We start from the raw sequence: 14,534 nt of genomic DNA, 5'->3' as shown, positions 1-14,534 counted from the left end.
CTTTCCAAACGTTTTTATAATTGCGAGGTTTGCCTCGATTTGGAAAGTCCGCCATGAAATGGATTGTTCTGGCGATCATTGCTGCTTGTGCTGTATACGTGCATTTCCGCGGTAAGGTTCGCCATAAATTCTTCCGCCAGCTCTCGGACCATTCGACGTTTCTGTCGCCGCTGAACGTGTTCATGTACGCGTTTTCTCGCGTGCCGACGACGCCCTATCTCAAGACCGATCACTTCCCCGAGCTCGAACCGTTGCGCCAGAACTGGGAAGCGATCCGTGCCGAAGCGATGTCGCTGCTCGACACCCGCCGCATCAAAGCGTCCGATCAGTACAACGATGTCGGTTTCAATTCGTTTTTCAAGAGTGGCTGGAAGCGCTTCTACCTGAAGTGGTATGACGATGCGCACCCGTCAGCGAGCGATCTGTGTCCGGTAACGACGGAACTCGTGCGCAAGATACCGACGGTCAAGGCCGCCATGTTCGCCGAATTGCCGCATGGCAGTCGGCTGGTGCGTCATCGCGATCCGTATGCGGGATCGCTGCGTTATCACCTCGGACTGGTCACGCCGAACGATGACCGGTGCTATCTCGACGTGGACGGGCAGCGATACAGTTGGCGCGACGGCGAAGGCGTGGTGTTCGACGAAACCTACATTCACTACGCCGAGAACCAGAGCGGCCGCAACCGTATCATCCTGTTCTGTGACGTTGAGCGTCCGATGAAGTATCGCTGGGCTCAGTGCGTGAACCACTGGTTCGGCCGCCATCTGGTGGGGGCGGCGGCGTCGCCGAACGAGGCGGGGGACCGCACCGGCGGGCTGAACCGGGCGTTCAAGTACATTTACTCGATCCGCCTCGTCGGCAAACGCCTCAAGGCGTGGAACCGCTACGTGTACTATGCGGTGAAATGGGCGTTGTTCGGCGGTATCCTGCTTTGGATCCTCTTGTGATCATCGCCCGCTAGATCGTCGCCACTGACCCGCGACCCTATTTGCTGCATGACATCGCGGCGCCTGAGCGTAATGCCAGGCGCCGCGTCTTTGAAAAAAGATGACAAACCAAACGCCTGCCGGGGAATCGCCCACCGATCGTTACGCTGTGATCGGTCATCCTGTCGAACATAGCCAGTCGCCGTTCATTCATGCGGCGTTTGCGCGCGAGACCGGACAGCGCCTGACCTATGAACGTCTGCTTGCACCGCTCGATGCGTTCGCCGCTACGGTGCGCGTCTTCATCGAGCAAGGGGCGCGCGGCGCCAACGTCACTGTCCCTTTCAAACTGGAAGCGCATGCACTGGCCGATCGGCTGACCGAGCGAGCCCAGGCGGCGGGCGCCGTCAACACGCTGGTGTTCGATGCGCGCGGCATTACCGGCGACAACACCGATGGTGTCGGGCTGGTACGCGATATCGAAGGACCGCTCGGGGTATCGATCGCAGGTCGCCGCGTTTTGCTGCTCGGCGCCGGTGGCGCCTCGCGCGGCGCCATGCTGCCGCTGATCGAGGCGAAGCCCGCCTCGCTCTTCGTCGCCAACCGGACGGCGGCGCGTGCAGACGAACTCGTCGCGCGATTTGCCGACGCAGCCAGCCGTCACCATGTGGCGCTCGCCGGCGGCGGGTGGACCTCGGTGCCGCAGGGATTCGACGTCGTGATCAATGCCACGGCCGGGAGCCTCCAGGGCGAAGTCCCGCCGTTGCCGGCGGGCACGTATGCTGCCGGGTCGCTCGCATACGACATGATGTACGGCGCACAGCCGACCGTCTTCATGTCGCACGCGCTGTCAGCTGGCGCTGCCCGCACGGCAGATGGTCTGGGCATGCTCGTCGAGCAGGCTGCGGAGGCGTTCGCCGTGTGGCGGGGCGTGCGTCCGTCGACCGACACCGTGCGCGCCGCGCTGCGCGCGCGCCTGAACGCCAAAGGCTGAACGTCGGCGATGGCTGCCCAGCGACGCACTTCCCGTTCCTCCCGCGCGGCGCGCAAGCGTACGTGGGGACCCTGGCAATGGGCAGGTTACTTCGTCACCTTGTTGATCGCCGGGGTACTCGCGACACAGCTCTATTACTTCCTGCAAATCGGCTGGTGGGTGCGCTTCGATCCGCAATCGACGGCGTTCATGCGTGCGGCCGAAGCGCGCCTGCACGAGACCGACCCGAAAGCGACCCTCAAGCATCAGTGGGTGCCGTACGACCAGATCTCGCGCAATCTGAAGCGCGCGATCATTGCGAGTGAAGACGCGAATTTCGTGAACCACGATGGTTACGAGATCGACGCGATGCTCGGTGCGTGGGAAAAAAATCAGAAGAAGGGACGTATCGTCGCAGGCGGATCGACCATCTCGCAGCAACTCGCGAAGAACCTCTTTCTGTCCAGCGAGAAGAGCTATCTGCGCAAGGCCGAGGAGTTCACGATCACGTGGATGCTCGAATTCTGGATGGACAAGCAGCGCATCTTCGAGATCTACCTCAACTCGGTGGAGTGGGGCGAGGGCGTGTTCGGCGCAGAGGCGGCCGCACGTTACTACTATGGCATTCCGGCGTCAAAGCTCTCGCCCTGGCAGGCCGCGCGGCTCGCGGTCATGTTGCCGCGCCCGCGCTATTTCGACTCACACCGCAATTCGCCGTATCTCGCGCAACGCGCAGGCGTGATTGCGCGACGTATGGGCGCGGCGGAGTTGCCGCAGTAGTCGTCTCGATTGGCAGAATACCGGCGATCAATGGCGATCAGTGGCGCGGTTGCGCCGAGTCGGGGATGACCTGCGGCGGCACCTGCACCACCGTGCGCGTCGGGTAGGGCAGTGAGCAACCGACACCCTCCACGGTTTCCTTCACGCTACGTTGCAGGTCCCAGTACAGACCCCAGTAGTTGCCCAGCAACGACCAGACGCGCACGTTCAGGATCACGGCGCTGTCGCTGACTTGCTTGACCATGATTTCCGGGGCGGGGGTGTCGAGAACGCGTTCGTCGTCGGTCACATGTTGGCGCAATGCCTGCATGGCGGCATCGAGATCGTCGTCGAGCGCGATGCCCACGGTGACTTCCATGCGACGCGTCGCGTTACGGCTGTAGTTCGTGATCGGCTGACCCCAGATCTGGTTGTTGGGCACGCAGACATAAATGCCGTCGGCATTCGTGAGTGTGGTGGTGAAGAGGCCGATTTCCTCTACCGTGCCGGCGACTGCCGAGCCTGCGGTCACATAGTCGCCATTACGGAACGGGCGCAACACCAGCAGCATGGTGCCGGCGGCTATGTTCTGCAACGTGCCTTGCAAAGCGAGGCCGATGGCGAGACCGGCGGCGCCCAGTACCGCGATGATGCTGGCGGTCTGCACGCCGAATTGCGCCAGTACCGCGATGATCGTGATGATGCGTACCGACCACAAGACGACCGACTCGATGAGCGGCTTGAGCGTGGCGTCGAAATGCTGCGAGCGGCTAAGCGTCTTGTGAATCAGGCGGGACAGGCGTTTCGCGATCCAGAAGCCGAGCAGCAGAATCAGTACGGCCTGCACGAATGTCAGGCCGTAGTGAACGGCGTTGGCCGCGAGGAAACCCATCACGGCGTCGAAGGACGTGAGCGGGGTGGTGACTTCCGTCATGGATCATGTCTCCCTGTGGATTGCAGTGATTGGCGTCGTTGGCATGGCGTGCGTGCCTTGCAGGATGCCGGAGAGGATGTCGATCCCTATGGTCGATATCAAGGTTGACGCAAAGTGCGTAGATTGGTTCGACGTCCCCGCGACGGTGGCTTGCCGAAACCTCCGAATTCACTCAATTTAGGACCATTCCTACGAACGATTCCGGTGGCGACCGACAATGGGCGGCATGCCGTCGCTGTGCCGCAGCGTGCCGCCATTGGCGTGACTGTGGCGCGGCTGCTACACTTGGCGTCGCCTTGAAGCAGGGAGAACTTCGTTTGATCAACGCTTTCGTCATCCACCACGGCCGCCTGCAACAGGTGACTTGCGACCATCCCAGTGATCTGGCCAGCGTTACGCCGGTCTGGGTCGACCTGCACAGCGAATCCGAAGAGGAGCGCCGCTGGGTCGAAGACGCCTACAAGGTGAAACTGCCGTCACGGGACGAAGTGACCGACATCGAAGCATCCGCGCGTTATTACGAGGACGATGACGGCGTATTGCATATCCGTACCGATTTCCTGCTTGACGACGAAGAACAGTCGCGCAACGTGCCGGTGGCTTTCGTCGTGGTCAAGGATCTGCTGATTTCGGTGCACGACGAAGATTTGCCGGTGTTCCGTCTGGTGCGCATGCGCGCGCGGATTCGTCCCGGCTCGGTGCGTGACGCGATGGATGTGCTGCTCGATCTCTATTCGACGGACGCCGAGTACTCGGCCGACTCGCTCGAAGGCGTGTATGCCGCGCTCGAAGAGGTGAGCAAGCGCGTGCTCGGCAAGAACCTCACCGACGCCGACGCTGCCAAGGCGCTTGAGAGCATTGCCGCCCAGGAAGACTTGAACGGTCGTATCCGGCGCAACGTCATGGATACGCGACGTGCGGTCTCATTCCTGATGCGCGCCCGCATGCTCAAGGATGAGCAGTATCAGGAAGGCAAACAGATCATGCGTGACATCGAGTCGCTCGATAACCACACGGCGTATCTGTTCGACAAGATCAACTTCCTGATGGACGCCACCATCGGCTTCATCAACATCAACCAGAACAAGATCATCAAGATTTTCTCGGTGGCGGCAGTCGCGTTTTTGCCGCCGACGCTCATCGCCAGTATCTACGGCATGAACTTCCAGATGATGCCGGAGCTGCGCTGGGAGGCGGGGTACCCCTTTGCGATTGGTCTGATGATCCTCTCGGCGATCGCGCCGTTCTTGTATTTCCGCCATCGCGGCTGGCTCGACTGAGTTGCCTGAGGCGTGCGAGCGCGTCGACATGACGTTGTGTCAACGACGGTTTCCGACGCGAGCGACGGGAACCTGACGAAGCAAGGCGGCCGAGCAGGTAAAATGGCGGCCTTGCTGGATCGGACCCGTCTCGAATCATTGCCGCCGGCTTACCACCGTCGGAACCCCGCTGGAACACCGTCATGACATTCACCCAAGTTCTCAACGCCGCCTGGACGCGCAACAATTCGCTGTTGTGCGTGGGTCTCGACCCCGAGCCGTCGCGTATTCCCGCACATCTGCAAGGCAAATCGGACGCGATTTTCGAGTTTTGCCGACAGATCGTGGATGCCACCGCCCCTTACGCCAGTGCGTTCAAGCCGCAGATCGCCTATTTCGCAGCGCATCGCGCCGAAGACCAGCTCGAACAACTGATCGCGCATATCCATGCCAATCACCCCGGCCTGCCCGTGATTCTGGATGCGAAGCGTGGGGACATTGGCAGCACTGCCGAGCAATATGCCCGTGAGGCATTCGAGCGATATCGCGCGGACGCCGTGACGGTGAACCCCTACATGGGTTTCGACTCGCTCGAACCGTATCTGGCGCACGCGGAAAAAGGGGTGATCGTGCTGTGCCGCACGTCCAACCCGGGCGGCAGCGATCTGCAGTTTCTGGATGTCGACGGCAAGCCGCTGTATCAGACAGTGGCGCGACTGGCGGCAGGGCCGTGGAACACGAGTGGCCAGATCGGTCTGGTCGTCGGCGCCACATTCCCGGCGGAAATTGCGGCCGTGCGCAGCATTGTCGGCGATATGCCGTTGCTGATTCCGGGCGTCGGAGCGCAAGGCGGAGATGTCGAAGCGACGGTGAGCGCCGGGCGTACGGCCAACGGTACGGGCATGATGATCAATTCCTCGCGCGCCATCATTTATGCCGGTCGCGACGAGAACTTTGCACAAGCGGCCGCAGAGGCTGCGAAAAAGACGCGCGATAGCATCAACGCCTATCGTTGATCGTCGACGCACGCGCCGACGGGCGCTTGTCGCATGGGTGATAAATGTCGCGATTCACGTCGCGACGTGATGAGCTCCCCAAAAAAAACAGCGCTTCGCATTACGCGAGCGCTGTTTTTTTGTACTGAGACCCGGTGAATCCGCAGACGTATTCGACGTCTTTGCGCGCGGCTTGAAGTCTCAGGCTTCCTTGTCCAGCAGTTCAATGACACCGCGTAAGGCGTGCTGCGCCGCTTGACTGCGAACCTGCGTACGATCGCCCTTGAAGTGTTTCGTCTCGACGATTGTGGTGACACGATTGCTCCACCCGAAGCAAACCATGCCGACCGGCTTGTCCGGGGTGCCACCGCCGGGACCGGCGACGCCGGTAATCGACAGGGAGATTTGCGCACGACTATTGAGCAGGGCGCCTTCGGCCATGGCGCGTGCCACGGGCTCGCTGACCGCGCCATGCTTTTCGATCAGCTCAGGGGGCACGCCGATCATCTCCGACTTGGCTTGATTCGAATAGGTAACAAAACCGCGCTCGAACCAGTTGCTGCTGCCGGAAATGTCGGTGATCGCGGCGGCCACAAGGCCACCGGTGCACGACTCGGCGGTCGCCAGCAGCAAGCGTTCGTCGCGCAGACGGTTGCCGACTTTCACCGACAGTTGGGCCAAAAGATTTTGTTCGGAGACCACGGGACGATGCCTTCAAGAAGTCGATGCAACGAATACGGAACGAGTGCGGAACGAGTGCAGAACGAGTACGGAACGAACGCGAAACCAACAAAAAACGGGTAAATCCGCAGGGGGTGGTTTGCAACCAACCTTCCCATGCCATTCAGGGCGCCGGCGCAGCACGACAAACGGCGGCGCCGCGCAACACGACGCTCAGATCGAGCGCCACAGCGCAATGACGAGCAAAGTGCAAAACGCTGCAACGAGGTCGTCCAGCATGATGCCCAGCCCGCCTTTGACTGTGCGATCAAAATAGCTGATCGGCGGCGGTTTGACTGCATCGAAGAAGCGGAACAGCACGAAGGCAACGAGTTGCCCGACGAAGCTCGCTGGCGTGATCAGCAGCAGCACGATCCAGAACGCCACGATCTCGTCCCAGACGACGGCGCTGGGATCCTGAATGCCGAGCTTGCGGGCGGTGAAACCGCAAATCCAGATGCCGCCGACGATCGATACGGCGATCAATGCTGCCCAGTCCGTGACCGTCAGATACAGATTGAGCACCAGATACGACGCCCATCCGAAAAGCGTCCCTACCGTGCCGGGCGCGAACGACGACAGACCCGTGCCGAAGCCGAGGGAAAACAGATGTGCGGGATGCGACAGCAGGAACCGTGAGTTCGGCCGGCGCGGGCCGCTGCCCGGATTGACGGCGGCCGTTTGATCAGTGCTCATTGGAAATGGTCGAAACTTTTGAAGTCGGCAACGACGCTCGCGCCAGTCTTGTCATGGAGATGCAGCTTCGTTCGGCGCGCGTCGGGAAGCGCTATTGTACCGATACGCGTGACCCGTATGCCGAGTTCGTTGGCAATGGCCTCGATTCGCCCGCGCTGTACGGCATCTGCGCTGAAACAAAGCTGATAATCGTCGCCTCCCGCGAGCGTGCAAAGGCGCTGAACGTCAGGCGACTGCGCAGCAAGCAACGATGAGCGGGGGATGGCATCGACGTTGATGCGCGCGCTCATCGCCGAGCGCTCGAGAATATGACCGAGATCGCCGAGCAGACCGTCCGAGATGTCGAGCGCGGCACGCGCTACGCCTCGTAGCGCAAGACCGAGCGCCACCTGCGGCTCCGGCAGATCCATCGCACGCCGCGCGAGTGCGAGATCTTCGTCTGCAAGTGCCCATTCGCCGCGCAGCCCGCCGAGCGCCAGTCGCGCATCGCCCAGTGTGCCGGAGACCCAGATGTCGTCGCCCGCTTGCGCCGCGTCGCGACGCAACGCCTGTTCCGTTGGCACGCTACCGAAGACCGTCACGCAAAGATTTCGCGGGCCTCGTGTCGTGTCACCCCCCACCAGGGGGCAGGCGAATCGATCTGCCAGTTCGGTGAGTCCTTGCGCGAACGGCCCCAACCACGCCGGATCGCTTTCAGGCAGTGCGAGCGCCAGCGTGAAACCCAGCGGGCGCGCCCCCATGGCGGCGAGATCCGAGAGGTTGACGGCGAGGGTCTTGTGACCGAGAGAACGTGGATCGACGTCCGCAAAAAAATGCCGACCCTCCACCAGCATGTCGGACGATATTGCCAGTTGCTCTCCCGACGGCGGGCGCAGCAGTGCGCAGTCATCGCCGATGCCTAGCGTAACGTGCTCGCCCTGACGCGTCGCGCCTGCGAAGAAGCGCTCGATCAGCGAGAACTCGGACAGTGTTGACGAACCGGTCGGGGATGTCGTGGTCATGGGCACAAGAAGTCAGGCAGTCAGGCGAACGGCCAGAAAATGAGAGAACAAAGGACTGAATGCGACGAAGCGAGAGGCAATTTCAGTCAGCTGCGCGTCGGGATCTGACCCGGGATCTGACCCGGGATGGCATGCGATGCCATGCAAACCCCTATTCTAAGAGGCAGTTCACGCTTTCCCAAGCAGACAAACGGGTGCGTTTCCCGTTTTCAGGCGAGTCCGATGCTGGTCTCGGACAACCCCTCGATCAAAACGCATGCGTTGTCTGAAAATCCGGCCGATGGTGCGATGCAGCGTTGTATTCCAATATATTTTTCGCCACTATCGGCTTGAAATAGCTTCAGCGCAGGTGCGGCCCTTATCCGTTTTTTGCATAAATGGCGTGAATAAATAGGGCTACAATTCGCACTGAAAATTTGATCTTTTCTGTTCGCCAAGAGCTTCCCCTCATGCCCACGCCGATCGATCCGAAACTGCGCGAAGCTGCGCTCGAGTATCACGAATTTCCCACCCCCGGCAAAATCGCCATCGCGCCGACCAAGCAGTTGCTGAACCAGCGCGATCTGGCGCTGGCTTACTCGCCGGGCGTAGCCGCCGCGTGTGAGGAAATCGTCGTCGATCCGCTCAATGCGTCGCGCTATACGGCGCGCGGCAACCTGGTCGGCGTGATCACTAACGGCACTGCGGTGCTCGGCCTCGGGGACATCGGTCCGCTCGCCTCCAAGCCGGTGATGGAAGGCAAGGGCGTGCTGTTCAAGAAGTTCGCCAATATCGACGTGTTCGATATCGAGATCGCCGAGAAGGACCCGGAGAAGCTGGTCGACATCATTGCAGCGCTCGAACCGACGTTCGGCGCAATCAATCTCGAAGACATCAAGGCCCCGGAATGCTTCATCGTCGAGCGCAAGCTGCGCGAGCGCATGAAGATCCCCGTCTTCCATGACGATCAGCACGGCACGGCCATTGTGGTGGCAGCGGCGCTCATCAATGGTCTGAAGGTGGTGGGCAAGGATCTGTCGTCGGTGAAAGTCGTCACGTCGGGCGCTGGCGCTGCGGCGCTTGCCTGTCTCGACCTGCTCGTCGACATGGGGCTGCCCATCGAAAATATCTGGGTGACGGACCTTGCGGGCGTGGTCTACGAAGGCCGTACGGAGTTGATGGACCCGGAGAAGATCCGCTTCTCGCAGAAGACCGAAGCCCGTGGGCTGGCCGATGTCATCGGCGGTGCCGACGTATTCCTTGGGCTGTCGGCCGCTGGCGTGCTCAAGCCGGAAATGGTCAAGACGATGGCGGATAAGCCGCTGATCTTCGCGCTCGCCAATCCGAACCCGGAAATCACGCCGGAGCTGGCCAAGGAAGTGCGTCCGGATTGCGTCATGGCGACGGGCCGCACGGATTATCCGAACCAGGTCAACAACGTGCTCTGCTTCCCGTTCATCTTCCGCGGCGCCATCGATGTGGGGGCCACGACCATCACGCGTTCGATGGAAATCGCCGCCGTGAATGCGCTCGCGGAATTGGCTCGTCAGGAACAGAGCGACATCGTTGCGTCGGCCTACGGCATCAAGAATTTGTCGTTCGGGCCGGAGTATCTGATTCCGAAGCCTTTTGATCCGCGACTGCTGGTCAAGGTGGCGACAGCGGTGGCGGAAGCCGCGATGGCCGCAGGCGTGGCAACGCGTCCGCTTGCCGATATCGACGCCTATTCGCAATCGCTCCAGCAGTTCGTCTACCACAGCGGTGGGTTGATGAAGCCGCTATTCTCGGTCGCACGCAGCGTGCCGGCCGACAAGAAGCGCATCGCGTTCGCCGAAGGTGAGGAAGAGCGCGTATTGCGCGCGGTGCAGGTGCTCGTTGACGAACGTGTGGCCACGCCGATTCTGGTCGGGCGTCCGGCCGTGATCGAGCATCGCATCCAGCAGTACGGCCTGCGCCTCACGCCAGGTGTCGACTTCACCATCGTCAACCCCGAGCACGACGAGCGTTATCGCGACTACTGGGAGACGTATCACCGTCTGACCAACCGCAAGGGGGTGACGGCTTCATATGCGCGCGTCGAAATGCGCCGCCGTACGACGCTGATCGCTGCCATGTTGGTGAGCAAGGGCGAAGCGGACGGCATGATTTGCGGTACGGTGTCGACGCCCGGTCGCCATCTGCATTTCATCGATCGCGTCATCGGCAAACGCGAGGGCGGGAACGTCTATGCAGCGATGAACGCGCTGGTATTGCCGAATCGTCAGATTTTCCTCGTCGACACGCACATCAATCAGGACCCGACGGCTGAACAACTCGCGGAAATCACGCTGATGGCCGCTGAAGAAATTCGCCGCTTTGGCATCCAGCCGAAGGTCGCATTGTTGTCGCACTCGAACTTTGGGACCAGTGATGCGAATTGCGCACGCAAGATGCGCGACACACTGGCCATTTTGCAAGAACGTGCACCAGAACTCGAAGTGGACGGCGAAATGCACGGCGATTGCGCGCTGGACCCGGAATTGCGTGCGCGGATCATGCCGGATTCGACGCTGATCGGTGCGGCCAACCTGCTGGTGATGCCCAACATCGACGCCGCCAATATTGCCTACAATCTGCTCAAAACGGCGGCAGGCAACAACGTGGCGATCGGGCCGATCCTGCTGGGCGCGGCCAAGCCCGTGCATATCCTGACCGAATCGGCCACGGTGCGCCGAATCATCAATATGGCGGCGCTCGTCGTGGCCGACTCGGCGGCGCAGCAACCGGTGCGCTGATTTGGCTGCCGAGTTGCGGCGAGCCGACGTCGGTTCGCCTGGGTTCGCTCGGGTTAGCCGATGGTTGGCCGGTATTTAGTCGGCAATTAGCCGACGAAACGCGCAAAACGCCGCCCGATTCAGGGCGGCGTTTTGCTATTTCGGCGACGCTTTTTCTGCATCGTATATCTTCATGTGTGTGCTTACTGTCGTGAAAAACCTTGTGTTTTCATGAATTTGTTGAGTAGTTTGGTTGCAAAATGTAAGCCGACATTGATTCTCGTGAGCAATAGCGATAACCTTACGGCTTCACCCACCAGAACGGGCCCGCAGCGCAAACCGACGCCGGGCGACAGCTAGCTATGACAATGGCACGTTGGCTTCACCGGAGCATCGTGGCACTGACTGCGGCGAGTAGCGTGTTTCTGGGGGCCAACGCGACGGCGCGTGAAACCGCGCCTTCCGTCACGGATCAAATGGCGACGGTTTCCGTTGCCGAATTGCCACGTGAAGCGCAGCGCACGCTGACGCTGATTGCCCAGGGCGGGCCGTTTCCTTATGCCAAAGATGGCATCACGTTCGGAAACTACGAGAAGCGCCTGCCCAAAATGCCGCGTGGCTATTACCATGAATATACGGTGCCAACTCCCGGTGCCCGCAATAGAGGTGCCAGGCGCATCATCTGCGGGGGCAACCAACGTGCGGTGGATCCGTGTTACTACACCCAAGACCACTACAACAGCTTTGAACGCATAAGGGAATGACAGCAGTATGAGTGAGCCGGTTTTCGCACAAGAACGCGGGAAAGATCTTATGGCAGATCCATTCGGTGCGGGCGAGGGTAACTTGTTCAAGCAGGTGCTGGGCCTGCATGCTGTTGCGCGGGCCGGCCATCGCCGTAGCCTATCGGAAGAGGGAGATATGAGTCTTTTCCAGGCCGTCAGGCCCAATATCGTGCAGTCGATCCGTGCATTCCGCGTGCCGGAGCTGGCGGCGGAGGCCGAGCGACTCGGGCAACACTTCCTTTACGCCAATTGTTCGCAAGCGCAGAGCAAGGCCGAGGTACTGGAAACGATCGCCACATCGTTCCTGTTCCCGAAGCATTTCGGGAAGAACTACGACGCCTTGCACGACTGTCTGACGGATCTCGTGAGCCACTGTGGGCCGCAGCCGGGGTTCGTGGTGGTACTCGAAGGTCTGCCGATCGCCACGAAGTTCGACAAGGACGGGCGTGAAACGCTGCTGGAAGTCTTTCGCGATGCCGCCGAATTCTGGGCGGAGCGGCGTGTGAGCTTCCGCGTTTTCTATTCCTTCGCTTGAATCGATGCCGTCGTTCGAGACGGCGGAAACGATGTGACGTCCAATAAAAAAGGTCCGCCATGCGGACCTTTTTTGTTGGCAGCCGCGGACCCGTCAGCCAGCGCGTCCACCTCCGAGAAACTGCTGAGCCAGAGACGCCAGATCGAGCGGCTGATCCTGGGCGACCGCGCCATTCGGTGTGAGGTGGTTGACGACCTGAGGCAGAAGGGCCGACAACTCCTGTGCCGCCTCGCTCTCCGAAATACCCGCCGTGCCGGCCAATTGCTGCAGTTGGCCACCCGGGCCGAGCGCCTGGGTGACTTGATCTGCCGTCACGGGCTGATTGGCGCCGGTACCGACCCACGAGTTCACGGCGTCACCCAGTCCGCCCTGGCTGAGGATCTGCGTCAGACCGCCGAGTCCGCCGAGCGAGCCGATTAGATCGCCGGGAGACGTCGTCGGCGTGCCCGCACCGGCCGCAGGCGATTGCGCACCGCCGAGGAGTCCCCCCAGCAGGTCGCCAAGACCCCCCGACCCACCGCCCGCCGCTGCACCGCCACCCAGCATGCCGCCAAGGGCGCCGCCCAGTGAGCCGAGCAAACCACCGCCTTCGCCGTTTTGTCCCTGTGCGTTGCCGGAACGGCTCGCAATCATCGCGAGCAAGCCCATGAGAAGTAATGTCTTCGTGTTGAACCCGCCGCCACCGGCCTGAGCGCCGGACCCACCACCGAGAATGTTATCGAGGATACCCATGACGATTACTCCTTTAGGCTTGTGAGGCCATTTTCTGAATCATCGATGCTTACCAGCCGCCCCAGCGGGCAGCCAACGCGGCGAGCACTGCAATGCCCGCCGTTTCGGTCCGAAGAATGCGCTCCCCAAGTCGAATCGCCGTGAATCCGGCTTTCCGCGCGAGCGCTTCCTCGTCAGGCGCCAGCCCGCCTTCCGGGCCGAAGAGCAGCACGCCGGGCTGAGATGGCGCTTCCAGCGGCAGCGAATCGAATCCGCTGTCTGCTCTAGGTGACAATAGCACACGCCATACGTCCCCTTTTATGACGTCCCGATCACCGCTCCGATCGGACTTTCGGCCCACTTCCGGATCGCTTAGCCATGCCGCGAGAGGGCGGATGGGCAGCACGCGCGGCACCCGATTGCGCCCGCATTGTTCACATGCCGCCTGGACGAGCGCCTGCCAATGGGCGACGCGTTTCGCGGCGCGCTCACCATCGAGCCGAATGACCGAGCGCTCCGTCGCCAGCGGCTGAATTTCCGCTACGCCAAGCTCAATGGCCTTCTCGATCAGCCAGTCCATCTTGTCGCCACCGGCGATGCCCTGGGCCAGCGTGATGTGATACGGCGGTTCGGCCTCCCGCGTATTGTGTTCCCCGAGTTGCGCCGTGGCGTGGCGCTTCTCCAGCGTTGTCAGGACTGCCGGATATTCACCGCCTGTGCCGTTGAACACGGTGAGGGCATCGCCCGCCTTCAGGCGCAATACCTGCACGTGACGGACAACGGCATCGGGAAGATCGAGAAGAGCGCCGGCGTGCAGCGGCGCATCGATGAAAAAGCGAGGCATTCGGGCAAAGGAGGAAAAAGGTTTGCCGTGGGTGGCGCGGGGACCGTGGGGAGGAAGCATACCCCAACGCCCCGAAGGCTCATACCGGAAGGTGTCTAGCTGCGTGGCGTGACCGGCCGGGCGAAGCCCCATCGATAGCCGTCCGGGTCTTCCAGCTGGCAGAAACGATCGCCCCAGAACTGGTCGCTCGGAGGCATCAGTCCCTTGGCGCCAGCCGCTGTCGCGCGGGCGTAAAGCGCGTCGACGTCCTCCGTATAGACGTAAAAACTCTGAGGTGCCTCAATGCCGGCGGTGCGTGGGGTGCGTGCCGTCGTCGCAAAGGCGCCTTCGGGCGCGAACATCAGGATCAGTTGTCCCTGATAGAACATTTCGACGTGCATGACGGCGCCATCGTCGTCCACCATGTCGTGAACGGTGAAGCCGAACGCCTGTTCATAGAACGCCGCAGAGGCTTTGGCGTCACGTACGGTCAGGTAGGGCGTGAGCCATGGCACGTGGGATGGACGGGGATCGGACATGACGGTGCTCCGGTGAAGTCGCCGGCCGGGCGGATCGAGGGGGAGGCCGACGAGTCGAGACGAGTTCCCAATATACAAGGAACGCGTAGGCACTTCACCCATGTCGCGGTCATGCGCGCCGGTCCCCGATACGCTAACGTGCT

General features: G+C 61.4%; 15 protein-coding genes. 8 read left to right on the top strand and 7 right to left on the bottom strand.

Annotated elements, in window-relative coordinates; translation table 11 throughout:
* The first annotated feature begins 53 nt into the window (after positions 1-53).
* The 3 genes from lpxO to mtgA all read left to right on the top strand — a co-directional run bounded on the left by lpxO (position 54) and on the right by mtgA (position 2,682).
* Positions 54-950, top strand: coding sequence for a lipid A hydroxylase LpxO (gene lpxO / locus PCA31118_RS13205; RefSeq protein ID WP_150625619.1), 897 nt, complete (start codon positions 54-56; stop codon positions 948-950).
* 100 nt (positions 951-1,050) lie between these two features.
* On the top strand, positions 1,051-1,923 hold the full coding sequence (aroE, locus tag PCA31118_RS13200; RefSeq protein ID WP_150625618.1) for a shikimate dehydrogenase: 873 nt from the start codon (positions 1,051-1,053) through the stop codon (positions 1,921-1,923).
* A gap of 9 nt (positions 1,924-1,932) precedes the next feature.
* Positions 1,933-2,682: a monofunctional biosynthetic peptidoglycan transglycosylase gene (mtgA, locus tag PCA31118_RS13195; protein ID WP_150625617.1), complete on the top strand. Its 750-nt coding sequence runs from the start codon at positions 1,933-1,935 to the stop codon at positions 2,680-2,682.
* Positions 2,683-2,719: 37 nt separating this feature from the next.
* Here the strand turns inward: mtgA and PCA31118_RS13190 are convergent, their stop codons facing one another.
* Positions 2,720-3,595, bottom strand: a complete 876-nt coding sequence (locus PCA31118_RS13190) for a mechanosensitive ion channel family protein (RefSeq protein ID WP_150625616.1) — start codon at positions 3,593-3,595, stop codon at positions 2,720-2,722.
* 317 nt (positions 3,596-3,912) lie between these two features.
* On the opposite strand from PCA31118_RS13190, the gene corA reads away from it, so the two are divergent.
* Both corA and pyrF read left to right on the top strand, forming a co-directional pair.
* Positions 3,913-4,875 (top strand): magnesium/cobalt transporter CorA, encoded by a 963-nt coding sequence (gene corA / locus PCA31118_RS13185; protein ID WP_044457114.1) that lies wholly within the window; start codon positions 3,913-3,915, stop codon positions 4,873-4,875.
* A gap of 182 nt (positions 4,876-5,057) precedes the next feature.
* On the top strand, positions 5,058-5,870 hold the full coding sequence (gene pyrF / locus PCA31118_RS13180; RefSeq protein WP_150625615.1) for an orotidine-5'-phosphate decarboxylase: 813 nt from the start codon (positions 5,058-5,060) through the stop codon (positions 5,868-5,870).
* A 180-nt stretch (positions 5,871-6,050) separates the two neighbouring features.
* Here pyrF and PCA31118_RS13175 read toward each other — a convergent pair whose 3' ends face one another.
* The 3 genes from PCA31118_RS13175 to thiL all read right to left on the bottom strand — a co-directional run bounded on the left by PCA31118_RS13175 (position 6,051) and on the right by thiL (position 8,266).
* Positions 6,051-6,551: a CinA family protein gene (locus PCA31118_RS13175; protein ID WP_150625614.1), complete on the bottom strand. Its 501-nt coding sequence runs from the start codon at positions 6,549-6,551 to the stop codon at positions 6,051-6,053.
* Positions 6,552-6,743: 192 nt separating this feature from the next.
* Complete coding sequence (locus PCA31118_RS13170; protein ID WP_044457111.1) at positions 6,744-7,265, bottom strand: phosphatidylglycerophosphatase A family protein; 522 nt, start codon at positions 7,263-7,265, stop codon at positions 6,744-6,746.
* Positions 7,262-8,266: a thiamine-phosphate kinase gene (gene thiL / locus PCA31118_RS13165; protein WP_150625613.1), complete on the bottom strand. Its 1,005-nt coding sequence runs from the start codon at positions 8,264-8,266 to the stop codon at positions 7,262-7,264. Before thiL ends, PCA31118_RS13170 begins: the two co-directional genes overlap by 4 nt.
* Before the next feature lie 449 nt (positions 8,267-8,715).
* Here thiL and PCA31118_RS13160 point away from each other — a divergent pair, with 449 nt between their 5' ends.
* From PCA31118_RS13160 to PCA31118_RS13150, 3 genes are all read left to right on the top strand, one after another.
* A complete protein-coding gene (locus PCA31118_RS13160; protein WP_150625612.1) occupies positions 8,716-11,019 on the top strand; it encodes an NADP-dependent malic enzyme in 2,304 nt (767 codons plus the stop codon).
* Positions 11,020-11,360: 341 nt separating this feature from the next.
* Positions 11,361-11,762, top strand: coding sequence for a guanyl-specific ribonuclease (locus PCA31118_RS13155; RefSeq protein WP_418303911.1), 402 nt, complete (start codon positions 11,361-11,363; stop codon positions 11,760-11,762).
* A gap of 7 nt (positions 11,763-11,769) precedes the next feature.
* On the top strand, positions 11,770-12,318 hold the full coding sequence (locus tag PCA31118_RS13150) for a barstar family protein (protein WP_044457107.1): 549 nt from the start codon (positions 11,770-11,772) through the stop codon (positions 12,316-12,318).
* A 93-nt stretch (positions 12,319-12,411) separates the two neighbouring features.
* Here PCA31118_RS13150 and PCA31118_RS13145 read toward each other — a convergent pair whose 3' ends face one another.
* The 3 genes from PCA31118_RS13145 to PCA31118_RS13135 form a co-directional block, all read right to left on the bottom strand.
* Positions 12,412-13,050, bottom strand: coding sequence for a YidB family protein (locus tag PCA31118_RS13145; RefSeq protein WP_150625611.1), 639 nt, complete (start codon positions 13,048-13,050; stop codon positions 12,412-12,414).
* 49 nt (positions 13,051-13,099) lie between these two features.
* The gene (locus tag PCA31118_RS13140; protein ID WP_150625696.1) at positions 13,100-13,873 is read right to left on the bottom strand and encodes a 16S rRNA (uracil(1498)-N(3))-methyltransferase; all 774 of its coding nucleotides are present in this window, start codon (positions 13,871-13,873) and stop codon (positions 13,100-13,102) included.
* Between the two features lie 95 nt (positions 13,874-13,968).
* Positions 13,969-14,391, bottom strand: a complete 423-nt coding sequence (locus PCA31118_RS13135) for a VOC family protein (RefSeq protein WP_150625610.1) — start codon at positions 14,389-14,391, stop codon at positions 13,969-13,971.
* Positions 14,392-14,534: the final 143 nt, after the last annotated feature.

The organism is Pandoraea captiosa, from assembly GCF_902459775.1.
GTDB classification, from domain to species: Bacteria; Pseudomonadota; Gammaproteobacteria; order Burkholderiales; family Burkholderiaceae; genus Pandoraea; species Pandoraea captiosa.
The sequence above is the reverse complement of the archived record's forward strand: the minus strand, read 5'-3'. Positions and strand labels throughout refer to the sequence as shown.

What these genes read in the sequence shown, in the direction of transcription:
- pyrF (WP_150625615.1), top strand. Translation starts at nt 5,058, where the DNA reads ATGACATTCACCCAAGTTCTCAACGCCGCCTGGACGCGCAACAATTCG.
- PCA31118_RS13140 (WP_150625696.1), bottom strand. Translation starts at nt 13,873, where the DNA reads ATGCCTCGCTTTTTCATCGATGCGCCGCTGCACGCCGGCGCTCTTCTC.
- PCA31118_RS13150 (WP_044457107.1), top strand. Translation starts at nt 11,770, where the DNA reads ATGAGTGAGCCGGTTTTCGCACAAGAACGCGGGAAAGATCTTATGGCA.
- PCA31118_RS13145 (WP_150625611.1), bottom strand. Translation starts at nt 13,050, where the DNA reads ATGGGTATCCTCGATAACATTCTCGGTGGTGGGTCCGGCGCTCAGGCC.
- PCA31118_RS13170 (WP_044457111.1), bottom strand. Translation starts at nt 7,265, where the DNA reads ATGAGCACTGATCAAACGGCCGCCGTCAATCCGGGCAGCGGCCCGCGC.
- PCA31118_RS13135 (WP_150625610.1), bottom strand. Translation starts at nt 14,391, where the DNA reads ATGTCCGATCCCCGTCCATCCCACGTGCCATGGCTCACGCCCTACCTG.
- PCA31118_RS13190 (WP_150625616.1), bottom strand. Translation starts at nt 3,595, where the DNA reads ATGACGGAAGTCACCACCCCGCTCACGTCCTTCGACGCCGTGATGGGT.
- thiL (WP_150625613.1), bottom strand. Translation starts at nt 8,266, where the DNA reads ATGACCACGACATCCCCGACCGGTTCGTCAACACTGTCCGAGTTCTCG.
- PCA31118_RS13155 (WP_418303911.1), top strand. Translation starts at nt 11,361, where the DNA reads ATGACAATGGCACGTTGGCTTCACCGGAGCATCGTGGCACTGACTGCG.
- mtgA (WP_150625617.1), top strand. Translation starts at nt 1,933, where the DNA reads ATGGCTGCCCAGCGACGCACTTCCCGTTCCTCCCGCGCGGCGCGCAAG.
- lpxO (WP_150625619.1), top strand. Translation starts at nt 54, where the DNA reads ATGAAATGGATTGTTCTGGCGATCATTGCTGCTTGTGCTGTATACGTG.
- aroE (WP_150625618.1), top strand. Translation starts at nt 1,051, where the DNA reads ATGACAAACCAAACGCCTGCCGGGGAATCGCCCACCGATCGTTACGCT.
- PCA31118_RS13160 (WP_150625612.1), top strand. Translation starts at nt 8,716, where the DNA reads ATGCCCACGCCGATCGATCCGAAACTGCGCGAAGCTGCGCTCGAGTAT.